The sequence below is a fragment of the Neobacillus sp. D3-1R genome (assembly GCF_052180215.1).
Classification (GTDB): domain Bacteria; phylum Bacillota; class Bacilli; order Bacillales; family Cytobacillaceae; genus Pseudoneobacillus.
Genome location: NZ_CP197471.1, coordinates 4,459,956 through 4,480,265, shown reverse-complemented (window position 1 = coordinate 4,480,265; position 20,310 = coordinate 4,459,956). Strand labels below are relative to the sequence as shown.

Genomic DNA, 20,310 nt, shown 5'->3' with positions numbered 1-20,310 from the left:
GGTTTCTTCTATACGATTATCTAGTTTTCAAGGAACAAGGAAATGATTTTTTTACTCACGTAAAAAAAATGGTGGAGTCTAGGGGGATCGAACCCCTGACCTCCTGCGTGCAAGGCAGGCGCTCTCCCAGCTGAGCTAAGACCCCATATAAAGTTAATAAAGATGGTGGGCCTAAATGGACTCGAACCATCGACCTCACGCTTATCAGGCGTGCGCTCTAACCAGCTGAGCTATAGGCCCCCAATACCATCAAATGATGAAAGATTGCTCTTTCAAAACTAAACACCAAACGATTAACACCAAAGATTTTAATGTTTTTTTGTGACCAATAATAAAAATATTCATTTTTACTCGGTCACTTATATTCCTTAGAAAGGAGGTGATCCAGCCGCACCTTCCGATACGGCTACCTTGTTACGACTTCACCCCAATCATCTGTCCCACCTTAGGCGGCTGGCTCCTTACGGTTACCCCACCGACTTCGGGTGTTACAAACTCTCGTGGTGTGACGGGCGGTGTGTACAAGGCCCGGGAACGTATTCACCGCGGCATGCTGATCCGCGATTACTAGCGATTCCAGCTTCATGCAGGCGAGTTGCAGCCTGCAATCCGAACTGAGAATGGTTTTATGGGATTCGCTTAACCTCGCGGTCTTGCAGCCCTTTGTACCATCCATTGTAGCACGTGTGTAGCCCAGGTCATAAGGGGCATGATGATTTGACGTCATCCCCACCTTCCTCCGGTTTGTCACCGGCAGTCACCTTAGAGTGCCCAACTAAATGCTGGCAACTAAGATCAAGGGTTGCGCTCGTTGCGGGACTTAACCCAACATCTCACGACACGAGCTGACGACAACCATGCACCACCTGTCACTCTGTCCCCCGAAGGGGAAAGCCCTATCTCTAGGGTTGTCAGAGGATGTCAAGACCTGGTAAGGTTCTTCGCGTTGCTTCGAATTAAACCACATGCTCCACCGCTTGTGCGGGCCCCCGTCAATTCCTTTGAGTTTCAGTCTTGCGACCGTACTCCCCAGGCGGAGTGCTTAATGCGTTAGCTGCAGCACTAAAGGGCGGAAACCCTCTAACACTTAGCACTCATCGTTTACGGCGTGGACTACCAGGGTATCTAATCCTGTTTGCTCCCCACGCTTTCGCGCCTCAGCGTCAGTTACAGACCAGAAAGTCGCCTTCGCCACTGGTGTTCCTCCACATCTCTACGCATTTCACCGCTACACGTGGAATTCCACTTTCCTCTTCTGTACTCAAGTCCCCCAGTTTCCAATGACCCTCCACGGTTGAGCCGTGGGCTTTCACATCAGACTTAAAGGACCGCCTGCGCGCGCTTTACGCCCAATAATTCCGGACAACGCTTGCCACCTACGTATTACCGCGGCTGCTGGCACGTAGTTAGCCGTGGCTTTCTGGTTAGGTACCGTCAAGGTACCGGCAGTTACTCCGGTACTTGTTCTTCCCTAACAACAGAACTTTACGACCCGAAGGCCTTCATCGTTCACGCGGCGTTGCTCCGTCAGACTTTCGTCCATTGCGGAAGATTCCCTACTGCTGCCTCCCGTAGGAGTCTGGGCCGTGTCTCAGTCCCAGTGTGGCCGATCACCCTCTCAGGTCGGCTACGCATCGTCGCCTTGGTGAGCCGTTACCTCACCAACTAGCTAATGCGCCGCGGGCCCATCTGTAAGTGACAGCCGAAACCGTCTTTCAGCTTTTCCTCATGTGAGGAAAAGGATTATCCGGTATTAGCTCCGGTTTCCCGAAGTTATCCCAGTCTTACAGGCAGGTTGCCCACGTGTTACTCACCCGTCCGCCGCTAACCTTTAGGAGCAAGCTCCTAAAGATTCGCTCGACTTGCATGTATTAGGCACGCCGCCAGCGTTCGTCCTGAGCCAGGATCAAACTCTCCAATAAAGTGTTTGATATAGCTCATAAAGTTTACTCTGGCTTTTTTTAAAAAACTTCTATAATAGAAGCCTTACCTTTGTTAATGTTTGGTTGTTTAGTTTTCAAAGAACAATTCATTAATCGCTCAGAAGCGACTTTATTAATATAACATTTTGTTAATCTTACGTCAACACTTTTTACGTTTTTTTATTACTTAATGTTCAATTCGTGTCGACTTGAATTATTATATCAGGCTAACTTTATAAATACAAGTAATAAAACGAAAAAATCTAGTTTTAATGGTTTGCAAATTGATTTAGTTGTATGCGGTTGTCCATCTATGCCTCAACCGCACAAATGGACAGCATCTTAATCTTTTATTTTTATATTCGATATAACTATTTTACTAAAATAATATTATTGAATTTCTTCAATATACAAGTGTCTATTTTTCTCTAAATGAATCATTTCATTGCTATCCATTAATTTTACTAACGGACGAGTAGGATTTTGTTGATCAATAAATACAATCTCTGCTAATTGCCCATCTGAAAGCTTTACTTTACTTCCATTAGAAAAATTCATTAACGCAGAACTTAATACATTCACAACACTTACATCAAATTTCCCAAAACTGTCTTGTAAAATCATTTCTAGGACCTTAAATGGTGATTGTTTTCCTTTATAGACTCTTTCCGCTGTCATTGCATGGAACATATCAGCCACTGCAATAATTTTGGCAAACGGATGTATCTTTTGGTTTGAATCTCCCAACGGGTAACCACTTCCATCAATTCTTTCATGATGTTGAAGGATTGCAATTTTGGCTTCATTCCTTAATGCTGGAATACTTTGTACCAATTTATAACTGTATACGGGATGTTTTTTTACATCTTCATATTCATGGGCTAATAAGGATGTTTTTTTATGTAGGATGGTTGGATTCACCTTTGCCATACCGCAATCGGCTAAGCAGCCAGCTAACGCAATTTGCACCCAATCACCTTTAGGGTAGTTAAGTTTTTTTCCAATAAATCCACTTAATAATCCAACTGTTACTGCATGATGATAGAGATAATCATCTTTTCTGGAAAGGTGATGGAGGTCAAAAATTTCGGAAGGAGATTCCTCTAATTTTTCTAGTAAAGGTAATAATAGAGCACGAATAGGTCCTATTTTAATAGGCATCCCTGACTGCCATGAAGTAAATTCCTTTTTGTAGTCCTGAACAGCCTCTAAATAAAGGTCAACAAAACCTTTCATTACTTTTTCAGTTTTATCTGTTGTATTTGCTTTTTCATCTTCTATTATTTCTGTTGGAATAAAAGGCATACCATTTACTAGTGTTTTTTCTACCGTTACATCTTTTATTAAGAAGGCTTGTAAAACTTCTATCATTTCCTTTGTTAAGACTGTTTTTTTGGCTACAATTGGTTTGTTGGTCCAACAAAATATATCTTTAGTCAAAATACAGCCTTCCTGCAGTTCCGATACTTTAACCCGCAAATCCTCCACCTCATAACTAAAACTTAATTCTTCCTTTTATATAAAATAACAGACTCTCTCTCGCTGTTTTAATAGAGGTTAAGTCAATCTAATTCCCTATCATTTTACCTTATTTTTCAAAAATTGAACATAGTAGAGATTAAGCACAAAAAAAAGAGGAGCACGTTATTTATGCTCCTCTTCCTTTTACTCTGTATCGGTATCTGTATCTGAATCTAGTTCAGAAACTACTTCTGAATCTGTGTTTTCTATATTAGACTCTACTGATTCTTCAGATTCTTCATCTTCTTTTTCTTCTTCTTTTGCAACAATAGCAACTGTTGCTACAAACTCATTTTCATTTTCATCCAAACGGATTAATCTAACACCTTGAGTGTTACGTCCCATGCTAGAAATTTCATTTACATCTAGACGAATAAGGACTCCACCTGTAGTGATAAGCATTAAGTCCTCTTCACCTGTAACAACTCTCATGGCAACTAAGTCACCATTTTTATCTGTTATGTTACAAGTTTTAATTCCTTTACCGCCACGACTTTGGACACGGTATTCCATAGCATCTGTACGTTTACCATAACCATTCTTAGTAACAATAAGAATTTCTGTATTTTCCTCTAGTACTTCCATTCCAACAACTTCGTCATCTTTTCCTAAAGTAATACCTTTTACACCAGTAGCCGTTCTTCCCATTGAACGTACATCTGTTTCAGGGAAGCGAATGAGCATACCATTCTTAGTCCCAATAATCATTTCTTTAGAACCATCAGTTAGTTTAACAGAAATTAATTCATCTTCTTCTCTTAAATTAACTGCAATTAATCCGTTTTGACGAATATTTGCAAAGGAAGATAAAGGAGAACGTTTAGAAATTCCTTCTTTCGTTGTGAAGAATAAGTACCAATCGTCAACAAATTCTTCAATTGGGATAATGGCATTTACCCACTCACCTTTTTCAATTCCGAGTAAGTTTATAATAGGAATCCCTTTAGCTGTTCGGCTGTATTCTGGAATTTCATAACCCTTTGTACGATAGACTTTCCCTTTATTGGTGAAATAAAGAATCGTATCATGGGTAGAGGTCGTGATTAAGTGTTCAACAAAATCATCCTCATTGGTTCCCATTCCTTGAATTCCGCGACCACCACGTCTTTGCGCACGATAAGTAGATACTGGAAGACGTTTAATGTATCCATTATGGGTAAGCGTAATGACGATATTTTCTTGAGGAATAAGATCTTCATCTTCAATGAATTCTAATCCGCCAGAAACAATTTCAGTTCGACGCTTATCATTAAAACGTTCTTTGATCTCTGTTAATTCTTCACGAATTATTTCAAGAACCTTTTCTTCGTCTGCAAGAATGGCTTTTAGTTCAGCAATCAATTTGACAAGGTTTTGATATTCTTCTTCAATTTTTTCTCGTTCTAATCCTGTTAAACGCTGTAAACGCATATCAAGGATTGCCTGAGCTTGTTTTTCAGATAGCTGGAATGTAGTCATTAATCCTTCACGGGCAATATCTGTTGTTTGCGAGCTGCGAATTAAACTAATAACTTGATCTAAATGATCCAATGCTATTCGTAAACCATCTAAAATATGTGCACGAGCTTCCGCTTTACGTAATTCAAACTCAGTTCTTCTTCGAATAACTACTTTTTGATGATCTAAATAATAGACTAAACATTGCTTTAGATTTAACACTTTTGGTTGTCCATCAACAAGGGCTAATGTGTTAATTCCAAAACTAGTTTGAAGAGATGTTTGCTTATATAAGTTATTTAATAGAACATTCGAATTAGCATCTTTTCGGACCTCAATAACGATTCGCATTCCTTTACGGTCTGACTCATCTCTTAGGTCTGTAATACCATCAATTTTCTTGTCACGAGCTAATTCAGCAATTTTTTCTATCAATTTTGCTTTATTTACTTGATATGGTAATTCTCTTACGATGATTACTTCTTTACCATTTGATTTTTGTTCAATTTCTACTTTAGCACGAATGGTTATAGATCCTCTGCCAGTTTCATAGGCTTTACGGATACCACTACGTCCTAAGATAAGTCCTCCAGTAGGAAAATCTGGACCTGGAATAATCTCCATTAATTCTTGTGTAGTCAATTCAGGGTCATGTGTGATGGCTAATACTCCATCGATCACCTCACCAAGTTGGTGTGGCGGAATATTAGTAGCCATCCCTACAGCGATACCAGTTGTTCCATTTACTAATAAGTTTGGAAAACGTGCAGGTAGGACGACAGGTTCTTTTTCCTCACCATCGTAGTTATCTTGATAATCAATCGTATCTTTGTTGATATCTCTTAATAGTTCCATCGAGATTTTAGACATTCTTGATTCTGTATAACGCATTGCCGCCGCTGCGTCACCGTCTACTGATCCAAAGTTCCCATGTCCATCTACGAGCATGTAACGATAGTTAAAATCCTGCGCCATACGGACCATTGTTTCATAAACAGCAGAATCACCATGAGGGTGATATTTACCGATTACATCCCCTACGATACGTGCAGACTTTTTATAAGGCTTGTCCGAATGCATACCAAGGTCATGCATCGCATATAGAATACGGCGATGAACTGGTTTTAATCCATCTCGAACATCTGGCAAGGCACGAGAAACAATAACACTCATCGCATAGTCAAGAAAAGATGATTTCATCTCCTGACTAATATTAATCTCTTTTATTTGAGACTCTGGTGTTTCAGCCATAATTGGTACCTCCTATTTCGGCTGGTGGTAACACTAATTGACCACCACTTGATCTTGGAAAAAGAAAAAGGAGGATAGTGGTCAATCCTCTACCCTTTTTATCCTTTTTCATTGTCTTATTTTTATATATCTAAGTTTTTAACATACTGTGCATTGGCTTCGATAAAGTTACGGCGTGGTTCTACTTTTTCACCCATTAACATTTCAAAGGTTTCATCTGCTTCGATAGCATCTTCTAGACTAACCTGAAGCATGGTTCTAGTTGAAGGATCCATTGTTGTTTCCCATAATTGTTCAGGATTCATTTCACCTAGACCTTTATAACGTTGGATATTCGGCTTAGGCTGACTTGGCAATTCTTCGAAGATACGTTCAAGCTCTTTGTCATTATATGCATACTCTATTCGTTTACCTTGTTGAACTTTATACAATGGCGGTTGGGCAATATAAATATATCCCGCTTCTAATATTTGTCTCATATATCGATAAAAGAATGTTAAGATGAGTGTTCGAATATGAGCTCCATCCACATCGGCATCTGTCATAATAACTATCTTATGATAACGGGCTTTCGAAATATCAAAATCTTCCCCGATTCCAGTTCCAATTGCTGTAATCATTGCTCGAACTTCATTGTTTGAAAGAATTTTATCTAGGCGTGCTTTTTCAACATTAAGAATTTTACCTCTTAACGGTAAAATGGCTTGGAAGTGGCGATCTCGACCTTGTTTTGCTGAACCGCCCGCTGAATCACCCTCAACAATGTATATTTCACTTATAGCAGGGTCCTTAGAGGAACAATCTGCTAATTTACCAGGTAAACTTGATACTTCTAGAGCACTTTTTCTACGAGTGAGTTCTCTTGCTTTTTTCGCTGCAAGTCTTGCTCTTGCTGCCATCAAGCCTTTTTCTACAATTTTTCTAGCAACTGAAGGATTCTCTAATAAAAACTTTTCGAATGTATCAGCAAATACTGTATCTGTAATGGCTCGAACTTCAGAGTTACCTAGCTTTGTTTTCGTTTGTCCTTCAAATTGTGGATCTGGATGTTTAATCGAAATAATAGCGGTTATTCCTTCACGTACATCTTCACCCGAAAGATTAGCATCTGCTTCTTTAAAAATCCCATGTTTTCTCGCATAATCATTAATTACACGAGTTAAAGCTGTCTTAAAACCAAACTCATGGGTACCACCTTCATATGTATGAATATTATTAGCGAAAGAGTAAAGATTACTTGTATAGCCATCATTATATTGTAAGGCTACTTCAACTGTAATACCTTCACGTTCACCCTCCATATAAATCGGTTCGTCATGAATAACTTCTTTCGTCCGGTTTAAGTGTTCTACATATGATTTAATACCGCCTTCATAGCAGTACTCATTCTTTTTATTTTCAGTTCGTTTATCTTCAATCGTTATTTTTAAACCACGATTTAAGAAGGCTAATTCTCTAATTCGAGTAGCAAGAATTTCATAATCATATTCTAAGGTTTCTGTGAAAATCTCACCATCTGGTTTAAAATGGGTAGTTGTCCCTGTACGTTCTGTATCGCCGATAATTTTTAGGTCAGCTGCAGGTACACCCTTTTCAAATTTTTGATAATGAATTTTACCATCACGGTGAACAAAAACCTCTAATACTGTTGAAAGGGCGTTAACTACAGAAGCCCCTACACCATGTAGACCACCTGAAACTTTATAACCTCCGCCGCCAAATTTACCTCCAGCGTGAAGTACCGTCATGATGACTTCAACAGCAGGGCGTCCCATTTTCTCATGTATACCAACTGGGATTCCACGACCATTATCAATAACAGTTATACTGTTGTCAGGTTCGATCACTACGTTTATTTCATCACAATAACCTGCTAATGCTTCATCAATACTATTGTCAACGATTTCCCATACTAAATGGTGCAAGCCTTTTCCACTCGTTGAACCAATATACATCCCAGGACGTTTACGAACAGCTTCAAGACCTTCTAAAACTTGTATTTGATCGGCATCATAGGATTGTTCTTGAATTGCTTTTGGTTCCGTTGTCAAAACAGTCACCCACACTTTCTATTTACATACTTTACTGCAATCTATTTAAATGAAATCAGGAGATTTAGCCTGATTTATGACGTTACTATTGCTCCATTACATATAGCTGTAAGGATCTCTTTTTTAAAGTAGTGGAGGCTAATGGAGAAAGATATACCTTCTCATGTGTAATCACAATCGATTTAAAGGAATTTTTCGAAAGATTTTCTGTTCTTTGTTCATTTTGTTGGAGAAATTCTTGTATATGGTCAGAAGCTTTCACACTGTCTTTGTCAAGAATAGCGATAATATCCTTTGTTTTCACCAACACTTCTTCCCCGATGTGAATGTACATCTTTTCACCTCACTGTACTTTTGCAATTGATCCTGCTTCAACTGTATAGGTTGCAGCCTCTTTAAGCGTTTGATGGTCAATACCTTCTACACTTGTTGTTGTTACGAACGTTTGGACTTTCCCCTGAATTGTATTTAATAAATGGGATTGTCTATAATCATCTAATTCTGATAAAACATCATCCAATAAGAGTATTGGATATTCTTTAATTTCTGCATGAATTAATTCAATTTCGGCTAATTTAATAGATAAAGCTGTCGTTCTTTGTTGTCCTTGTGAGCCAAAAGTTTGAACATCACGATCGTTAACATAAAAAAGTAAATCATCTCGATGTGGGCCAAATAAGGTGACCCCTCGCTCGATTTCTCTATTTTTGACTTTTTGAAATTTTTCCTCAAACCTTTCTATCATTTTCGACAACTCTTGTTCTTCTGATACCTCTACAGAAGGCTTATACTCAATTTTTAAGGTTTCCAGCCCTCTTGAAATTCCAGAATGAATCGGTTTTGCCCATTTCTCTAACAAATGGATAAATTCGAAACGCTTTTGAACAATCTTCGTTGCGACTTGAATAAATTGGTCTGTTAAAATTTCAAGCATCGCTTCATCCGTTTGTTTTTTGATTTGCATCATTTTCAAATAATGATTGCGTTGTTGTAGTATTTTTTGGAATTGACTCATATCGTGTAAGTATATAGGGGAAACTTGGCCAATTTCCATATCAATAAATCGGCGCCTAATTTGTGGACTACCTTTAACAAGGTGGAGATCTTCAGGCGCAAACATGACGACATTCATATTTCCAACATATTGGCTTAACCTTTGTTGTTCAATATGATTGCATTTTGCCTTTTTTCCTTTCTTGGAAATGACTAATTGCATCGGTAACGACCCATAATTTTTTTGAAGTCTACCTTCTATTTTAGCATATTCTTGGTCCCAGCGAATTAAATCTTTATCATTTGTTGTACGATGAGACTTTGCCATAGCCAAAACATAAATAGATTCCATTACATTCGTTTTACCTTGCGCATTTTCTCCAAGGATGACATTAACTTTATTTTCAAAGTTTATTTCTAATTGTTCATAGTTGCGGTAATCTTTTAGAACTAAATGTTCAATATACATGAATTAGACATCCTTTAAGTTAAAGAATTACATATTCTCCAAAACCAGGAATCTTTACATTATCTCCACTTCGGAGCTTTCTTCCTCTCCGTTGGTCTTGTTCACCATTAATAAATACATCATATTCCTGTAAAAAAAACTTTGCCATACCACCTGATTGAATGACATCTGCCAATTTTAAAAACTGTCCCAACGTAATATATTCCGTTTCAATTTTAATTTGTTGACTCACGGATGGCTTCACTCTTTCCTTCTAAAAATATGATCTGTTGTTTTTTACTCCAATACTTTATTTTAACAAATTTGGTGGGGAATACACAAAGAAAACCTAAAAAGAAAATTTTCTTATTTTACAAACATGAAAAAGGGGCAACCCTCAATGGGTTAGCCCCTTCATTTTTATTAAAATTAATACGTTCTTACTGGAAGAATTAACTGCAATATAGATTCATCATGAAGCGGTCTCATAAAGAACGGTCTCATTGCTCCAGTAAAGCTAATTTGAACATCTGTTCCTTCTAGAGCTTTTAACGCATCCATCATGTATTTGGCACTAAAGGAAATTTTCAATTCTTCTCCCTCGATCGTTTGGCTCTGAACTTCTTCTACTACTTTACCGATTTCTGGAGTATTGGAAGATACTTCGATAATTCCATTTTCTAAGGTTGCAAATTTAACGACATTATTTCGGCCGTCTCTTGCTAGTAACGAGGCACGATCAATTGCCTGTAAAAATTCTTTTGTATTTAATACAATATCTGTTTTACTTTCAGTTGGAATTAAGCGAGTTGTATCTGGGTAATTGCCTTCTAATAATCTTGAGTAAAATAACAAGTGCTTCGCTTTAAATAGCACTTGATTTTCAGTAATAACAATTTCTACAAAATCATTATCATCATCAAGAATCTTACTTAATTCATTTAAGCTTTTACCTGGAATCACAACATTGTAATGTTCTTGGTTTTCCGTATCGATTTTAGCTTTACGAAATGCTAGACGATGGCTATCTGTTGCAATACAGGTTAATTCACCTTGTTCCACTTTCCAGTTTACACCTGTCAAGATTGGTCGTGTTTCTGAGGTGGACACTGCAAATACAGTTTGGCGAACCATTGCTTTTAAAAGGTCAATTGGTACTCTGAAAATATTTTCTTCTGATAATTGTGGAAGTAATGGATATTCTTCTGCATCTAAACCATTAAGATGGAATTCAGATTTACCTGAACGGATAACGGTTTCCAATTGATTTTCTACCTCAATTTCAACTGAATCGGTTGGTAATTTTTTAACGATTTCACTAAAAAATCTTGCTTGAAGTACGATAGAACCAGGTTGTTTAATCTCTACAATTTCATCTCCAGCTTCTTCTCTTGGAATAAAGGATTCAATAGAAATATCAGAATCACTACCGGTTAATGTTACTCCCTCATTTGTCGCAACCATTTTAATTCCTGTCAAAATAGGAATCGTTGTTCTTGTAGATACTGCCTTCATTACGTCCTGAACACTTTGAACTAGACGATCTCGTTGGATTATAAATCTCATTTTTTAATCCTCCGTTTGGAATATTTTATGAGTCTATTACATATATTAATATGTTTTAAAAAATAGTAGAAGTACTAGTAGGGCCTGTTAGTATGTGGATAACCTATAATTTCGAAAGGAAACACAGTCTATCCACATGTGGACAGACTGTGTGTAAGTAATAGCAAGTTATACACATAATTTTAAACTTTTAACATATCTTTTATTTCTTTTAATTGTTTTTCAAGTTGAGAATCGGTTTGAAGCAACTTAGAAATTTTTTCATGAGCATGAATGACGGTTGTATGGTCTCTGCCCCCAAACTCTTCACCAATTTTAGGCAAAGAGTAATCGGTTAACTCTCTTGAAAGATACATAGCTATTTGACGTGGAAAAGCCACTGATTTTGTACGTTTTTTAGCCTTAAAGTCTTCCAGTTTAATGCTGTAGGTTTGCCCCACAACTTTTTGAATATCTAAGATTGTAATCACCTTAGGCTTAGAACTTGGAATAATATCCTTTAATGCTTCTGCTGCTAAATCGGCATTTATATCTTTATTTATCAGTGAAGAATAGGCCACTACACGAATTAATGCCCCTTCTAATTCTCTGATATTTGTATCTATTTGATTCGCAATATACAGCATCACTTCATTTGGTATATCTAAACCTTCTGCTTTAGCCTTCTTGCGAAGAATGGCAATCCTCGTTTCCAAATCCGGTGGAGTAATATCAGTAATTAAACCCCATTCAAAACGAGAACGTAATCGATCTTCCAATGTTGGAATTTCTCTTGGAGGGCGGTCACTTGAGATAATGATTTGTTTACTTTCCTCATGAAGTGTATTAAAAGTATGGAAAAATTCTTCTTGTGTTGACTCTTTTCCAGCTAAAAATTGAATATCATCAATAAGTAGAACATCAACATTTCGATATTTGTTACGGAATTCAATGGCTTTATTGTCACGAATGGAATTGATGAATTCATTTGTAAATTTTTCTGAAGATAAATAAACAACTTTAGCGGAAGGATTATGATCCAAAACATAATGACCAATTGCATGCATTAAATGGGTTTTCCCAAGACCTACTCCTCCATAGATAAATAAGGGATTATAAGCCTTTGCTGGTGCCTCAGCCACAGCTAAAGATGCAGCGTGTGCAAAGCGATTACCAGATCCAATAACAAACGTATCAAATAAATATTTAGGATTTAATATGTTTTGAGGATACTCAATCAGTTCGTCCTCTTTTTTTGTCTGCTTCTGAGGCGGTGGAAAATCAAGATCTTCCTCTTTTTGATTTTGCGGGATGATAAATTTAACTGTAAGCTCTTCACCTGTGATCTCAGCTAAAATACTTGAGATTAAATGAGAGTATCTTTCTTCTAGCCAATCTCGTGCAAATTCATTTGGGGCGGTAATCACTAGTAAATCGCCTTGAAGGGAATGAGCCTTTGTCGACTTTAGCCAAGTATCAAAACTTGGTTTGCTGATCTTTTTTTCAATCGTACTTAGTGCAGCATTCCAAAGATCCGCAATATTTTTCAAATAGTCTCCCTCCCTTTTTTAATGAATTTTTTTCTATCTGACTAAGATTATACAGCTTGTACAACCTGTAATTTATAAATATTCATCTCGGTTTATGTGGAAAAACATATAATAATGTAAGAAGTTGGAGTTTCGACAATATCCACCACTTGTGGACAAAGTTTTACATAGGTCTTGAATAACCTGTCCACAACTTATCCACAGTTTGTGGATAATATAAAACTGAGAATGTATTTATCCAGAGTGAAAACACAATAATAATATCAAATAAACTGAAGAGGTGCAATGCTTTTTCTCGTTTTATCCACAACATACATTTCCTATGGATAAAAAATATCCACAGGCGCTGTTTTTGTGAAAAACCTGTAAATAAGGGTTGTGGATAATAAAAATCATGTCGAAAATTATCCACAAACTCATAAATGAACAAAATGGATCAACTAAAATTCTTGGTTATTTTGGCTAAAAGAAATTTTTCTATGTAAATTAAAAATGTAGGTTAAGGAGAAAAAGAAGTTTGTGCTGGTAGCAGGATATGAAGAACATTTCTAATGTCAGTTAGAGGAATTTTGTTGTTCATTGTGCTTATGAAGAACATTTCCCATGTTAGTTAGAAGATGTTTGTTGTTCATCTAGCTCTTCCTCTAAACTTTTTTTAGTTCATGAAATTAGATAGACCTTTTTCGGGAATTGATGGAATTTCCCCAGAATCTTTAGGAGAGAGTTGACAATATTCAGCTTTGGTCTATATAATAGGTAGGACTGTCTGAACAGCAATTCCTCAGGGAGGTGTCATATAATGAAAAGAACGTATCAACCAAATAAGCGTAAACATAGCAAAGTTCACGGTTTCCGTAGTCGTATGAGCAGTGCAAACGGACGTAAAGTTCTAGCTCGCCGTCGTCTAAAAGGAAGAAAAGTATTATCTGCTTAGGCCACTGAAATGTCTCAGTGGTCTTTTTTCTAATATTTATTTATTTTTAAAAGTCTTTAGCGTAAGTTTGTTCTAAGCAAAAGGCTTTTGGTAACACTAGTTTTAGTGGCTTTTATGATCCAAGACCCCGTTATATAGAAAATGCAGGTGTATACATATGAAAAAGACTTTTCGAATAAAAAAGAATGCCGAATTTCAGGAAGTATTCAAAAAAGGGAAATCGGTCGCTAATCGACAATTTGTTGTTTACTGCTTAAGAAGAAGCGATCAAACCAATTATCGTGTTGGACTATCCGTAAGTAAAAAAGTTGGCAATGCCGTAACCCGAAATCGAATTAAACGATATTTGAGACAAACCTTCCTGGAAATTTCAAATCAATTACATAAAGATGTGGAATTAATTGTGATTGCCAGAAAACCTGCCGCCACCATGAGCTTTGCGGAGGTAAAAAGCAGCATGATTCATGTTCTAAAAATTGCTAAGGTGTTAGAAAAAAAATCAGTCGACTAAAACTGAACTTTTTGTGTCCATATCGACATGGAATGGCTTTTTTGTCGGAAGATTATCCTCTCTATGGCATATTTTCCACTTTTTATTCAAGGTACTTATTGGTAAAATACTGTTATGTCAGGGGATAGGGGCTAAATTAAAAATTTATTGGACAAGCTTCTTGTCTATTATTTTTGGATAAATCTAAAAGGAGGAAAAAAGGTTTGAAAAAGAGAATATTTCTTGTAATCGGTCTCATCTCGATAATGTTGTTTTTATCGGGTTGTACGCAAGTAAAACAACCTATTACAGCTGAAAGTACGGGTTTTTGGAATGAATACATTGTTTACCCATTATCTTGGTTTATTGTTAAAGTGGCTGAGACTTTTGGGGGAAGTTTTGGATTATCCATTATATTAGTTACCATTATTGTTCGATTAGCTATCTTACCTTTAATGATTAAGCAAACCAAAAGTTCAAAGGCGATGCAAGCCCTTCAACCAGAAATGGCTGCTTTAAAGGAAAAATATAGTTCAAAGGATCAAAAAACACAGCAAAAATTACAGCAAGAAACAATGCAATTATTTCAAAAACATGGTGTAAATCCTTTAGCTGGATGTTTCCCATTAGTGATTCAAATGCCGGTTTTGATCGGATTTTATCATGCCATTTCTAGAACAAGAGAAATTGCAGAACATAGCTTTTTGTGGTTTGACTTAGGTTCTCCGGATCCTTTTTATATCCTGCCACTTGTCGCAGGGGCAACAACATTTATTCAACAAAAGATGATGATGGCAGGTACAGCTAACCAAAATCCTCAAATGGCTATGATGCTTTGGATGATGCCGATTATGATTATCGTGTTTGCAATCAACTTCCCAGCCGCTTTATCGTTATATTGGGTAGTTGGTAACCTCTTTATGATTGTTCAAACCTACTTTATTAAAGGGCCGGATTTAAAGGCTACGGCTACCGGCAACGCGGGAGGAGCAAAAAAGTGAAACAAGTAACTGCTACAGGACAAAATGTCGAAGATGCAGTAGAATCAGCTTTAGCTCAACTTAAGACAACAAAAGACCGCACAGAAATTTCAATCATCGATGAAGGTAAAAAAGGGATATTTGGTATTTTTGGTTCACGACCAGCTGTCGTAAAAGTAACTGTCAAAGTGGATCCAATTGACGAGGCAAAGAATTTTCTTATAAGTGTTAGTGAACAAATGGAAGTTCCGATTAAAATTGACATAACCCAAGAAGGAAAAAATGTATTATTTAGTCTTTCTGGAGAAAAAATTGCCTTATTAATTGGAAAAAGAGGACAGACTCTTAATTCACTTCAGTATCTTACTCAATTAGTGATTAACCGTTATGCGGACCACTATTTTACGGTAACCCTGGATGCTGAAGATTATCGTAAAAGAAGAAATGATACTCTTATCCAACTGGCAGAACGCTTAGCAATAAAAGCTATCAAAACAGGCCAAAATGTAGCCCTTGAACCAATGCCTTCGTATGAGCGAAAAGTCATTCATACCGCTTTAGTCGAAAATAGAAAAGTAAAAACGTATTCAGACGGAACTGAACCACATCGATTTATTGTGATCACTCCAGTTAAATAAGGCTCTTTTATAAAACTTTGTTGTTTTTAACTAATAAAGAATGATTTTACGTAAGTATTTGATTAAAATTCTTTAGGAAATCAAGAAAAGAGCTGCTCACTCATTAAGGGCAGCTGTAAAAATCCGGCTTTTGGGATTTTTACGAAAACTTCAATCTATACGAAAACCGCCTTAAATAAAATGAAGAAGTCCTCAGTCCAAAAGACTGGGGACTTTTTTTATGGTTAGGTTTCATTTAGTTAGATTTTTTCGATACGGATCCTCATCGTTTTAACTGCTTTTTATATTGAAACTTTTTAAAAATATCCTTAGTCATTGTTTGTTGTTATTCACATGTGGATAAGTTAAAATAAAGAGATTCATTTATTCTTTTGTGGATAATTAATTATCTTCTGATATTGTTGATATTTCATTTATTTAATAAATAGGTTTAAAGGTTTTAGAAAGTAGGTGTGTCACTTGGAAATGGATACAATAGCGGCTATTTCCACTCCGATGGGAGAGGGAGCTATCGCGATCGTCAGACTAAGTGGAGAACAGGCTATAGAGATTTCGGATCGGTTGTTTAGAGGAGTTGGAGGAAAAAGACTGAAGGATGTTGCTACTCACACCATTCATTATGGACATTTAGTAGATCCAAAAACAGAATTGGTTGCAGAGGAAGTAATGGTTTCAGTGATGAAAGGCCCTAAAACCTTTACGAAAGAAGATGTGGTAGAAATTAATTGCCACGGTGGACTTGTTTCGGTTAATCGTGTACTTCAGCTCACTTTAAATAATGGGGCAAGATTGGCTGAACCTGGTGAGTTTACAAAGCGTGCCTTTTTAAACGGTAGAATTGATCTTTCTCAAGCTGAGGCGGTTATGGATTTAATTAGAGCCAAAACGGATCGTGCTATGAATTTGGCATTAGGTCAGATGGAAGGAAGGCTTTCAAGATTAATTCAAAGATTAAGGCAAGAAATATTAGAGACTTTGGCACATGTTGAGGTAAATATTGATTATCCTGAATATGATGATGTCGAAGAAATGACCCATCAATTACTTCTTGATCGAGCAAAGAATGTGAGAATGGAAGTAAAAAATTTATTGCAAACATCGCAACAAGGTAAAATTTTAAGAGAAGGGTTGTCTACTGTTATTGTAGGTCGTCCAAACGTAGGTAAATCCTCTCTACTAAATAGTTTGGTTCAAGAAAATAAGGCGATTGTAACGGATATTCCTGGAACTACTAGGGATGTTATTGAAGAGTATGTCAATGTTCGTGGTGTTCCGTTAAAATTACTAGATACAGCGGGAATTCGTGAGACAGAAGATATCGTGGAACGAATCGGTGTTGAAAAGTCTCGTCAAGTATTAAAAGAGGCCGATTTAATATTATTAGTTCTTAATTATTCTGATGAATTTACTCCAGAAGATGAGAATATTTTTAAAGCTGTTGAAGGTATGGACGTCATTGTCATTATCAATAAAACAGATCTTCCGCAGAAGATTCAGATGGAACAAGTTGAAGAATTAGCGAAGGAGCACAAAATCATTCGCACTTCACTATTGGAAGACCGTGGGGTGGATGAATTAGAAGAGGCTATTGCGAGTCTTTTCTTTGAAGGTTCCATTGAAGCGGGGGATATGACATATGTTTCAAATAGCCGTCATATCGCATTATTACATCAAACGTTACAATCTATTGAAGATGCTATTTTTGGAATAGAATCTGGAACGCCAATTGATATCGTGCAAATTGATTTTACAAGAACGTGGGAACTATTAGGAGAAATTATTGGAGAAAGTGTCCATGAAAGCCTAATCGATCAGCTATTCTCCCAGTTCTGTCTTGGAAAGTAGTTTAATTAATTAGTCATACAGAACCTTTTTAGGTTTTGACAGGAGGTAAAGAAATGCAATACGAGGCAGGGAATTATGATGTCATCGTTATTGGTGCTGGACATGCAGGCAGTGAAGCAGGTCTTGCAGCTGCACGTGTCGGTGCAAAAACTTTAATGATTACGATTAATTTGGATATGGTTGCGTTTATGCCATGTAATCCATCTGTTGGTGGACCTGCTAAGGGCATCGTTGTTCGAGAAATTGATGCTCTTGGTGGAGAAATGGGACGTAATATCGATAAAACCTATATTCAAATGAGAATGTTGAATACAGGAAAAGGTCCAGCGGTAAGAGCTCTTAGAGCACAGGCGGACAAGTTTGCTTATCAACATGAAATGAAAAAGACGATTGAAAATCAACCGAATTTAACCTTATTGCAGGGGATGGTTGAAAGACTTCTTGTGGAAGATGATGTCTGTAAAGGGGTTATTACCCAAACAGGTGCAGTATACCGCTCGAAAACGGTTGTCATTACAACAGGGACTTTCCTTCGCGGGGAAATTATTCTTGGTGAATTAAAATATTCAAGTGGTCCTAACAATCAGCAGCCATCGATTAAATTATCGGAACATCTTCAAGAACTTGGCTTTGATCTTGTCCGTTTTAAGACAGGAACACCCCCAAGAGTCCATAGCAACTCTATTGATTATAGTAAAACGGAAATTCAGCCTGGCGATGATGTGCCAAGAGCCTTTTCGTATGAAACAACCAAATACATTACAGACCAACTTCCATGTTGGTTAACTTATACAAATGAGCAAACTCATTTATTGATTGACAATAACCTTCATCGTTCCCCTATGTATTCAGGCATGATTAAAGGGACAGGTCCACGTTATTGCCCATCCATCGAAGATAAAGTAGTGCGCTTTAATGATAAGCCGCGCCATCAAATCTTTTTAGAGCCAGAAGGTAGAAATACACATGAGGTTTATGTACAAGGACTATCAACAAGTTTACCAGAGGATGTTCAAAATCAAATCCTTAAGACGATACCTGGTTTAGAAAAAGTTCAGATGATGCGTGCAGGCTATGCCATTGAGTATGATGCGATTGTTCCAACACAGTTATGGCCAACTCTTGAAACAAAAAAAGTGAAAGGTTTATATACTGCTGGTCAAATCAATGGTACTTCTGGGTATGAAGAAGCAGCTGGTCAAGGAATCATGGCCGGTATGAATGCTGGATTAAAATCACTTGGTAAAGAAGAAGTGATCTTAAGTCGTTCTGATGCTTATATCGGAGTTCTAATTGATGACCTTGTGACAAAAGGGACAAATGAACCATATCGACTTTTAACCTCAAGAGCCGAGTATCGTTTATTGCTTCGTCATGATAATGCAGATTTAAGATTAACGGAAATCGGACATCGAATCGGTATCATTTCTGATGAGAGATATGAAAAATTTTTAGAAAAGAAAAAGAAGATTGAAGATGAAAAAGAACGTTTAAAGACAATCATCTTAAAACCTTCTGGTGAAGTTCAAGAATTAATTAAACAAATGGGTGGAAGTGAACTGAAGGACGGAATCCGTGCAGCAGATTTATTAAAGCGCCCTGAAATGAACTATAGCCATATCGACCAGCTTGCCCCATCCGAAGTGGAACTTCATGAGGATGTAAAAGAGCAGGTAGAAATTCAAATTAAGTACGAAGGTTATATTGAAAAGTCATTGCAGCAAGTGGAACGTTTGCAAAAAATGGAGGATAAAAAAATCCCTGAAAATATCGATTATGATGCCATTTCTAGTTTAGCAAATGAAGCTCGTCAAAAATTAAAACAGGTTAGACCGATTTCACTTGCACAAGCATCTCGCATTTCAGGTGTTAACCCAGCTGATATTTCCATCTTACTGATCTACTTAGAACAGGGGAAAATTGCTCGTATCTAGTCATAATCAAGAGAAAAAAGGATTGACATAAATGAATGTGAACCAATTTCAAGAGTTATTGGCGGAAAAGGGGATTACGCTTACCGCTGAACAATTAAAACAATATGAAATTTATTATGAAACACTTGTTGAATGGAATGAAAAAATGAATTTAACTGCGATTACTGAAAAAGGTGATGTATATTTAAAACATTTTTTTGATTCTATTTCAGCAGGGTTTTATCACGATTTTACATCACCAATAACTGTTTGTGATGTTGGAGCGGGTGCTGGTTTTCCGAGTATCCCCATCAAAATAGCCTTTCCAAATATTCATGTAACCATTGTAGATTCCTTAAATAAACGAATATCCTTTTTAGAGCACTTGGCAAAGGTGTTACAATTAAAAGATGTTCGCTTTGTGCATGATCGTGCTGAAACCTTCGGGCAGAATAAAGAATTCCGTGAACAGTTTGATTTAGTAACAGCAAGAGCTGTTGCAAGACTCTCGGTTTTAAGTGAACTTTGTCTTCCACTTGTCAAAAAGGGTGGACTATTTATTGCAATGAAGGCGGCAAGTGCAGAAGATGAACTAAAATCTGCCCAAAAAGCAATTCAAACATTAGGTGGGAAAATGATAAAGCAGGAGTCTTTTTTACTTCCAATTGAAAATAGTGAACGAAACATTATTTTTATTCAAAAAGAAAAAAACACTCCAAAGCAATATCCAAGAAAGCCTGGTACTCCTAATAAAACGCCAATAGAATAAAAAAACTGTCGAAAAGAAATTTA

15 protein-coding genes, 2 tRNA genes and 1 rRNA gene are annotated in these 20,310 nt (G+C 37.0%); 7 read left to right on the top strand and 11 right to left on the bottom strand.

The window, feature by feature from the left end; all coding sequences use genetic code 11:
• Positions 1 to 69: 69 nt before the first annotated feature.
• The 11 genes from ACSBPO_RS22515 to dnaA all read right to left on the bottom strand — a co-directional run bounded on the left by ACSBPO_RS22515 (position 70) and on the right by dnaA (position 12,718).
• Positions 70 to 145 (bottom strand) — tRNA-Ala (locus ACSBPO_RS22515).
• Positions 146 to 163: 18 nt separating this feature from the next.
• A tRNA-Ile gene (locus ACSBPO_RS22510) sits at positions 164 to 240 on the bottom strand.
• A gap of 132 nt (positions 241 to 372) precedes the next feature.
• Positions 373 to 1,922: ribosomal RNA gene (locus tag ACSBPO_RS22505) — 16S ribosomal RNA — on the bottom strand.
• 390 nt (positions 1,923 to 2,312) lie between these two features.
• Positions 2,313 to 3,401, bottom strand: coding sequence for an HD-GYP domain-containing protein (locus tag ACSBPO_RS22500; protein ID WP_442597291.1), 1,089 nt, complete (start codon positions 3,399 to 3,401; stop codon positions 2,313 to 2,315).
• Positions 3,402 to 3,587: 186 nt separating this feature from the next.
• Positions 3,588 to 6,131 carry a DNA gyrase subunit A gene (gene gyrA / locus ACSBPO_RS22495; protein WP_442597289.1) on the bottom strand — a complete coding sequence of 848 codons (2,544 nt, stop codon included), beginning with the start codon at positions 6,129 to 6,131 and terminating at the stop codon, positions 3,588 to 3,590.
• A 122-nt stretch (positions 6,132 to 6,253) separates the two neighbouring features.
• On the bottom strand, positions 6,254 to 8,182 hold the full coding sequence (gene gyrB / locus ACSBPO_RS22490) for a DNA topoisomerase (ATP-hydrolyzing) subunit B (RefSeq protein ID WP_442597287.1): 1,929 nt from the start codon (positions 8,180 to 8,182) through the stop codon (positions 6,254 to 6,256).
• Positions 8,183 to 8,267: 85 nt separating this feature from the next.
• Positions 8,268 to 8,516 carry an extracellular matrix regulator RemB gene (gene remB, locus ACSBPO_RS22485; protein ID WP_442597285.1) on the bottom strand — a complete coding sequence of 83 codons (249 nt, stop codon included), beginning with the start codon at positions 8,514 to 8,516 and terminating at the stop codon, positions 8,268 to 8,270.
• 9 nt (positions 8,517 to 8,525) lie between these two features.
• Entirely contained in the window at positions 8,526 to 9,644 is a 1,119-nt protein-coding gene (gene recF, locus ACSBPO_RS22480; protein ID WP_442597283.1) for a DNA replication/repair protein RecF, read from the bottom strand.
• 19 nt (positions 9,645 to 9,663) lie between these two features.
• A complete protein-coding gene (gene yaaA, locus ACSBPO_RS22475; RefSeq protein ID WP_442597281.1) occupies positions 9,664 to 9,876 on the bottom strand; it encodes a S4 domain-containing protein YaaA in 213 nt (70 codons plus the stop codon).
• A 176-nt stretch (positions 9,877 to 10,052) separates the two neighbouring features.
• Positions 10,053 to 11,189, bottom strand: coding sequence for a DNA polymerase III subunit beta (gene dnaN, locus ACSBPO_RS22470; protein WP_442597279.1), 1,137 nt, complete (start codon positions 11,187 to 11,189; stop codon positions 10,053 to 10,055).
• A gap of 182 nt (positions 11,190 to 11,371) precedes the next feature.
• Positions 11,372 to 12,718 (bottom strand): chromosomal replication initiator protein DnaA, encoded by a 1,347-nt coding sequence (gene dnaA / locus ACSBPO_RS22465; protein ID WP_442597277.1) that lies wholly within the window; start codon positions 12,716 to 12,718, stop codon positions 11,372 to 11,374.
• A gap of 799 nt (positions 12,719 to 13,517) precedes the next feature.
• On the opposite strand from dnaA, the gene rpmH reads away from it, so the two are divergent.
• The 7 genes from rpmH to rsmG all read left to right on the top strand — a co-directional run bounded on the left by rpmH (position 13,518) and on the right by rsmG (position 20,287).
• Entirely contained in the window at positions 13,518 to 13,652 is a 135-nt protein-coding gene (gene rpmH / locus ACSBPO_RS22460) for a 50S ribosomal protein L34 (protein WP_007084526.1), read from the top strand.
• 157 nt (positions 13,653 to 13,809) lie between these two features.
• A complete protein-coding gene (rnpA, locus tag ACSBPO_RS22455) occupies positions 13,810 to 14,163 on the top strand; it encodes a ribonuclease P protein component (RefSeq protein WP_442597275.1) in 354 nt (117 codons plus the stop codon).
• 203 nt (positions 14,164 to 14,366) lie between these two features.
• Positions 14,367 to 15,143 carry a YidC family membrane integrase SpoIIIJ gene (gene spoIIIJ / locus ACSBPO_RS22450; RefSeq protein ID WP_442597273.1) on the top strand — a complete coding sequence of 259 codons (777 nt, stop codon included), beginning with the start codon at positions 14,367 to 14,369 and terminating at the stop codon, positions 15,141 to 15,143.
• The gene (gene jag, locus ACSBPO_RS22445) at positions 15,140 to 15,760 is read left to right on the top strand and encodes an RNA-binding cell elongation regulator Jag/EloR (RefSeq protein ID WP_442597271.1); all 621 of its coding nucleotides are present in this window, start codon (positions 15,140 to 15,142) and stop codon (positions 15,758 to 15,760) included. The genes spoIIIJ and jag overlap by 4 nt, the downstream gene beginning before the upstream one ends.
• A gap of 459 nt (positions 15,761 to 16,219) precedes the next feature.
• The gene (gene mnmE / locus ACSBPO_RS22440; protein ID WP_442597269.1) at positions 16,220 to 17,605 is read left to right on the top strand and encodes a tRNA uridine-5-carboxymethylaminomethyl(34) synthesis GTPase MnmE; all 1,386 of its coding nucleotides are present in this window, start codon (positions 16,220 to 16,222) and stop codon (positions 17,603 to 17,605) included.
• Between the two features lie 53 nt (positions 17,606 to 17,658).
• Positions 17,659 to 19,539 (top strand): tRNA uridine-5-carboxymethylaminomethyl(34) synthesis enzyme MnmG, encoded by a 1,881-nt coding sequence (gene mnmG / locus ACSBPO_RS22435; protein WP_442597267.1) that lies wholly within the window; start codon positions 17,659 to 17,661, stop codon positions 19,537 to 19,539.
• A 31-nt stretch (positions 19,540 to 19,570) separates the two neighbouring features.
• Positions 19,571 to 20,287 (top strand): 16S rRNA (guanine(527)-N(7))-methyltransferase RsmG, encoded by a 717-nt coding sequence (gene rsmG / locus ACSBPO_RS22430; protein ID WP_442597265.1) that lies wholly within the window; start codon positions 19,571 to 19,573, stop codon positions 20,285 to 20,287.
• The last annotated feature ends 23 nt before the right edge of the window (positions 20,288 to 20,310 follow it).

Bases quoted from the DNA above. Each gene is read 5' to 3' on its own strand.
- mnmG (WP_442597267.1), top strand. From the start codon at position 17,659: ATGCAATACGAGGCAGGGAATTATGATGTCATCGTTATTGGTGCTGGA.
- rnpA (WP_442597275.1), top strand. From the start codon at position 13,810: ATGAAAAAGACTTTTCGAATAAAAAAGAATGCCGAATTTCAGGAAGTA.
- remB (WP_442597285.1), bottom strand. From the start codon at position 8,516: ATGTACATTCACATCGGGGAAGAAGTGTTGGTGAAAACAAAGGATATT.
- gyrA (WP_442597289.1), bottom strand. From the start codon at position 6,131: ATGGCTGAAACACCAGAGTCTCAAATAAAAGAGATTAATATTAGTCAG.
- dnaN (WP_442597279.1), bottom strand. From the start codon at position 11,189: ATGAGATTTATAATCCAACGAGATCGTCTAGTTCAAAGTGTTCAGGAC.
- recF (WP_442597283.1), bottom strand. From the start codon at position 9,644: ATGTATATTGAACATTTAGTTCTAAAAGATTACCGCAACTATGAACAA.
- rpmH (WP_007084526.1), top strand. From the start codon at position 13,518: ATGAAAAGAACGTATCAACCAAATAAGCGTAAACATAGCAAAGTTCAC.
- rsmG (WP_442597265.1), top strand. From the start codon at position 19,571: ATGAATGTGAACCAATTTCAAGAGTTATTGGCGGAAAAGGGGATTACG.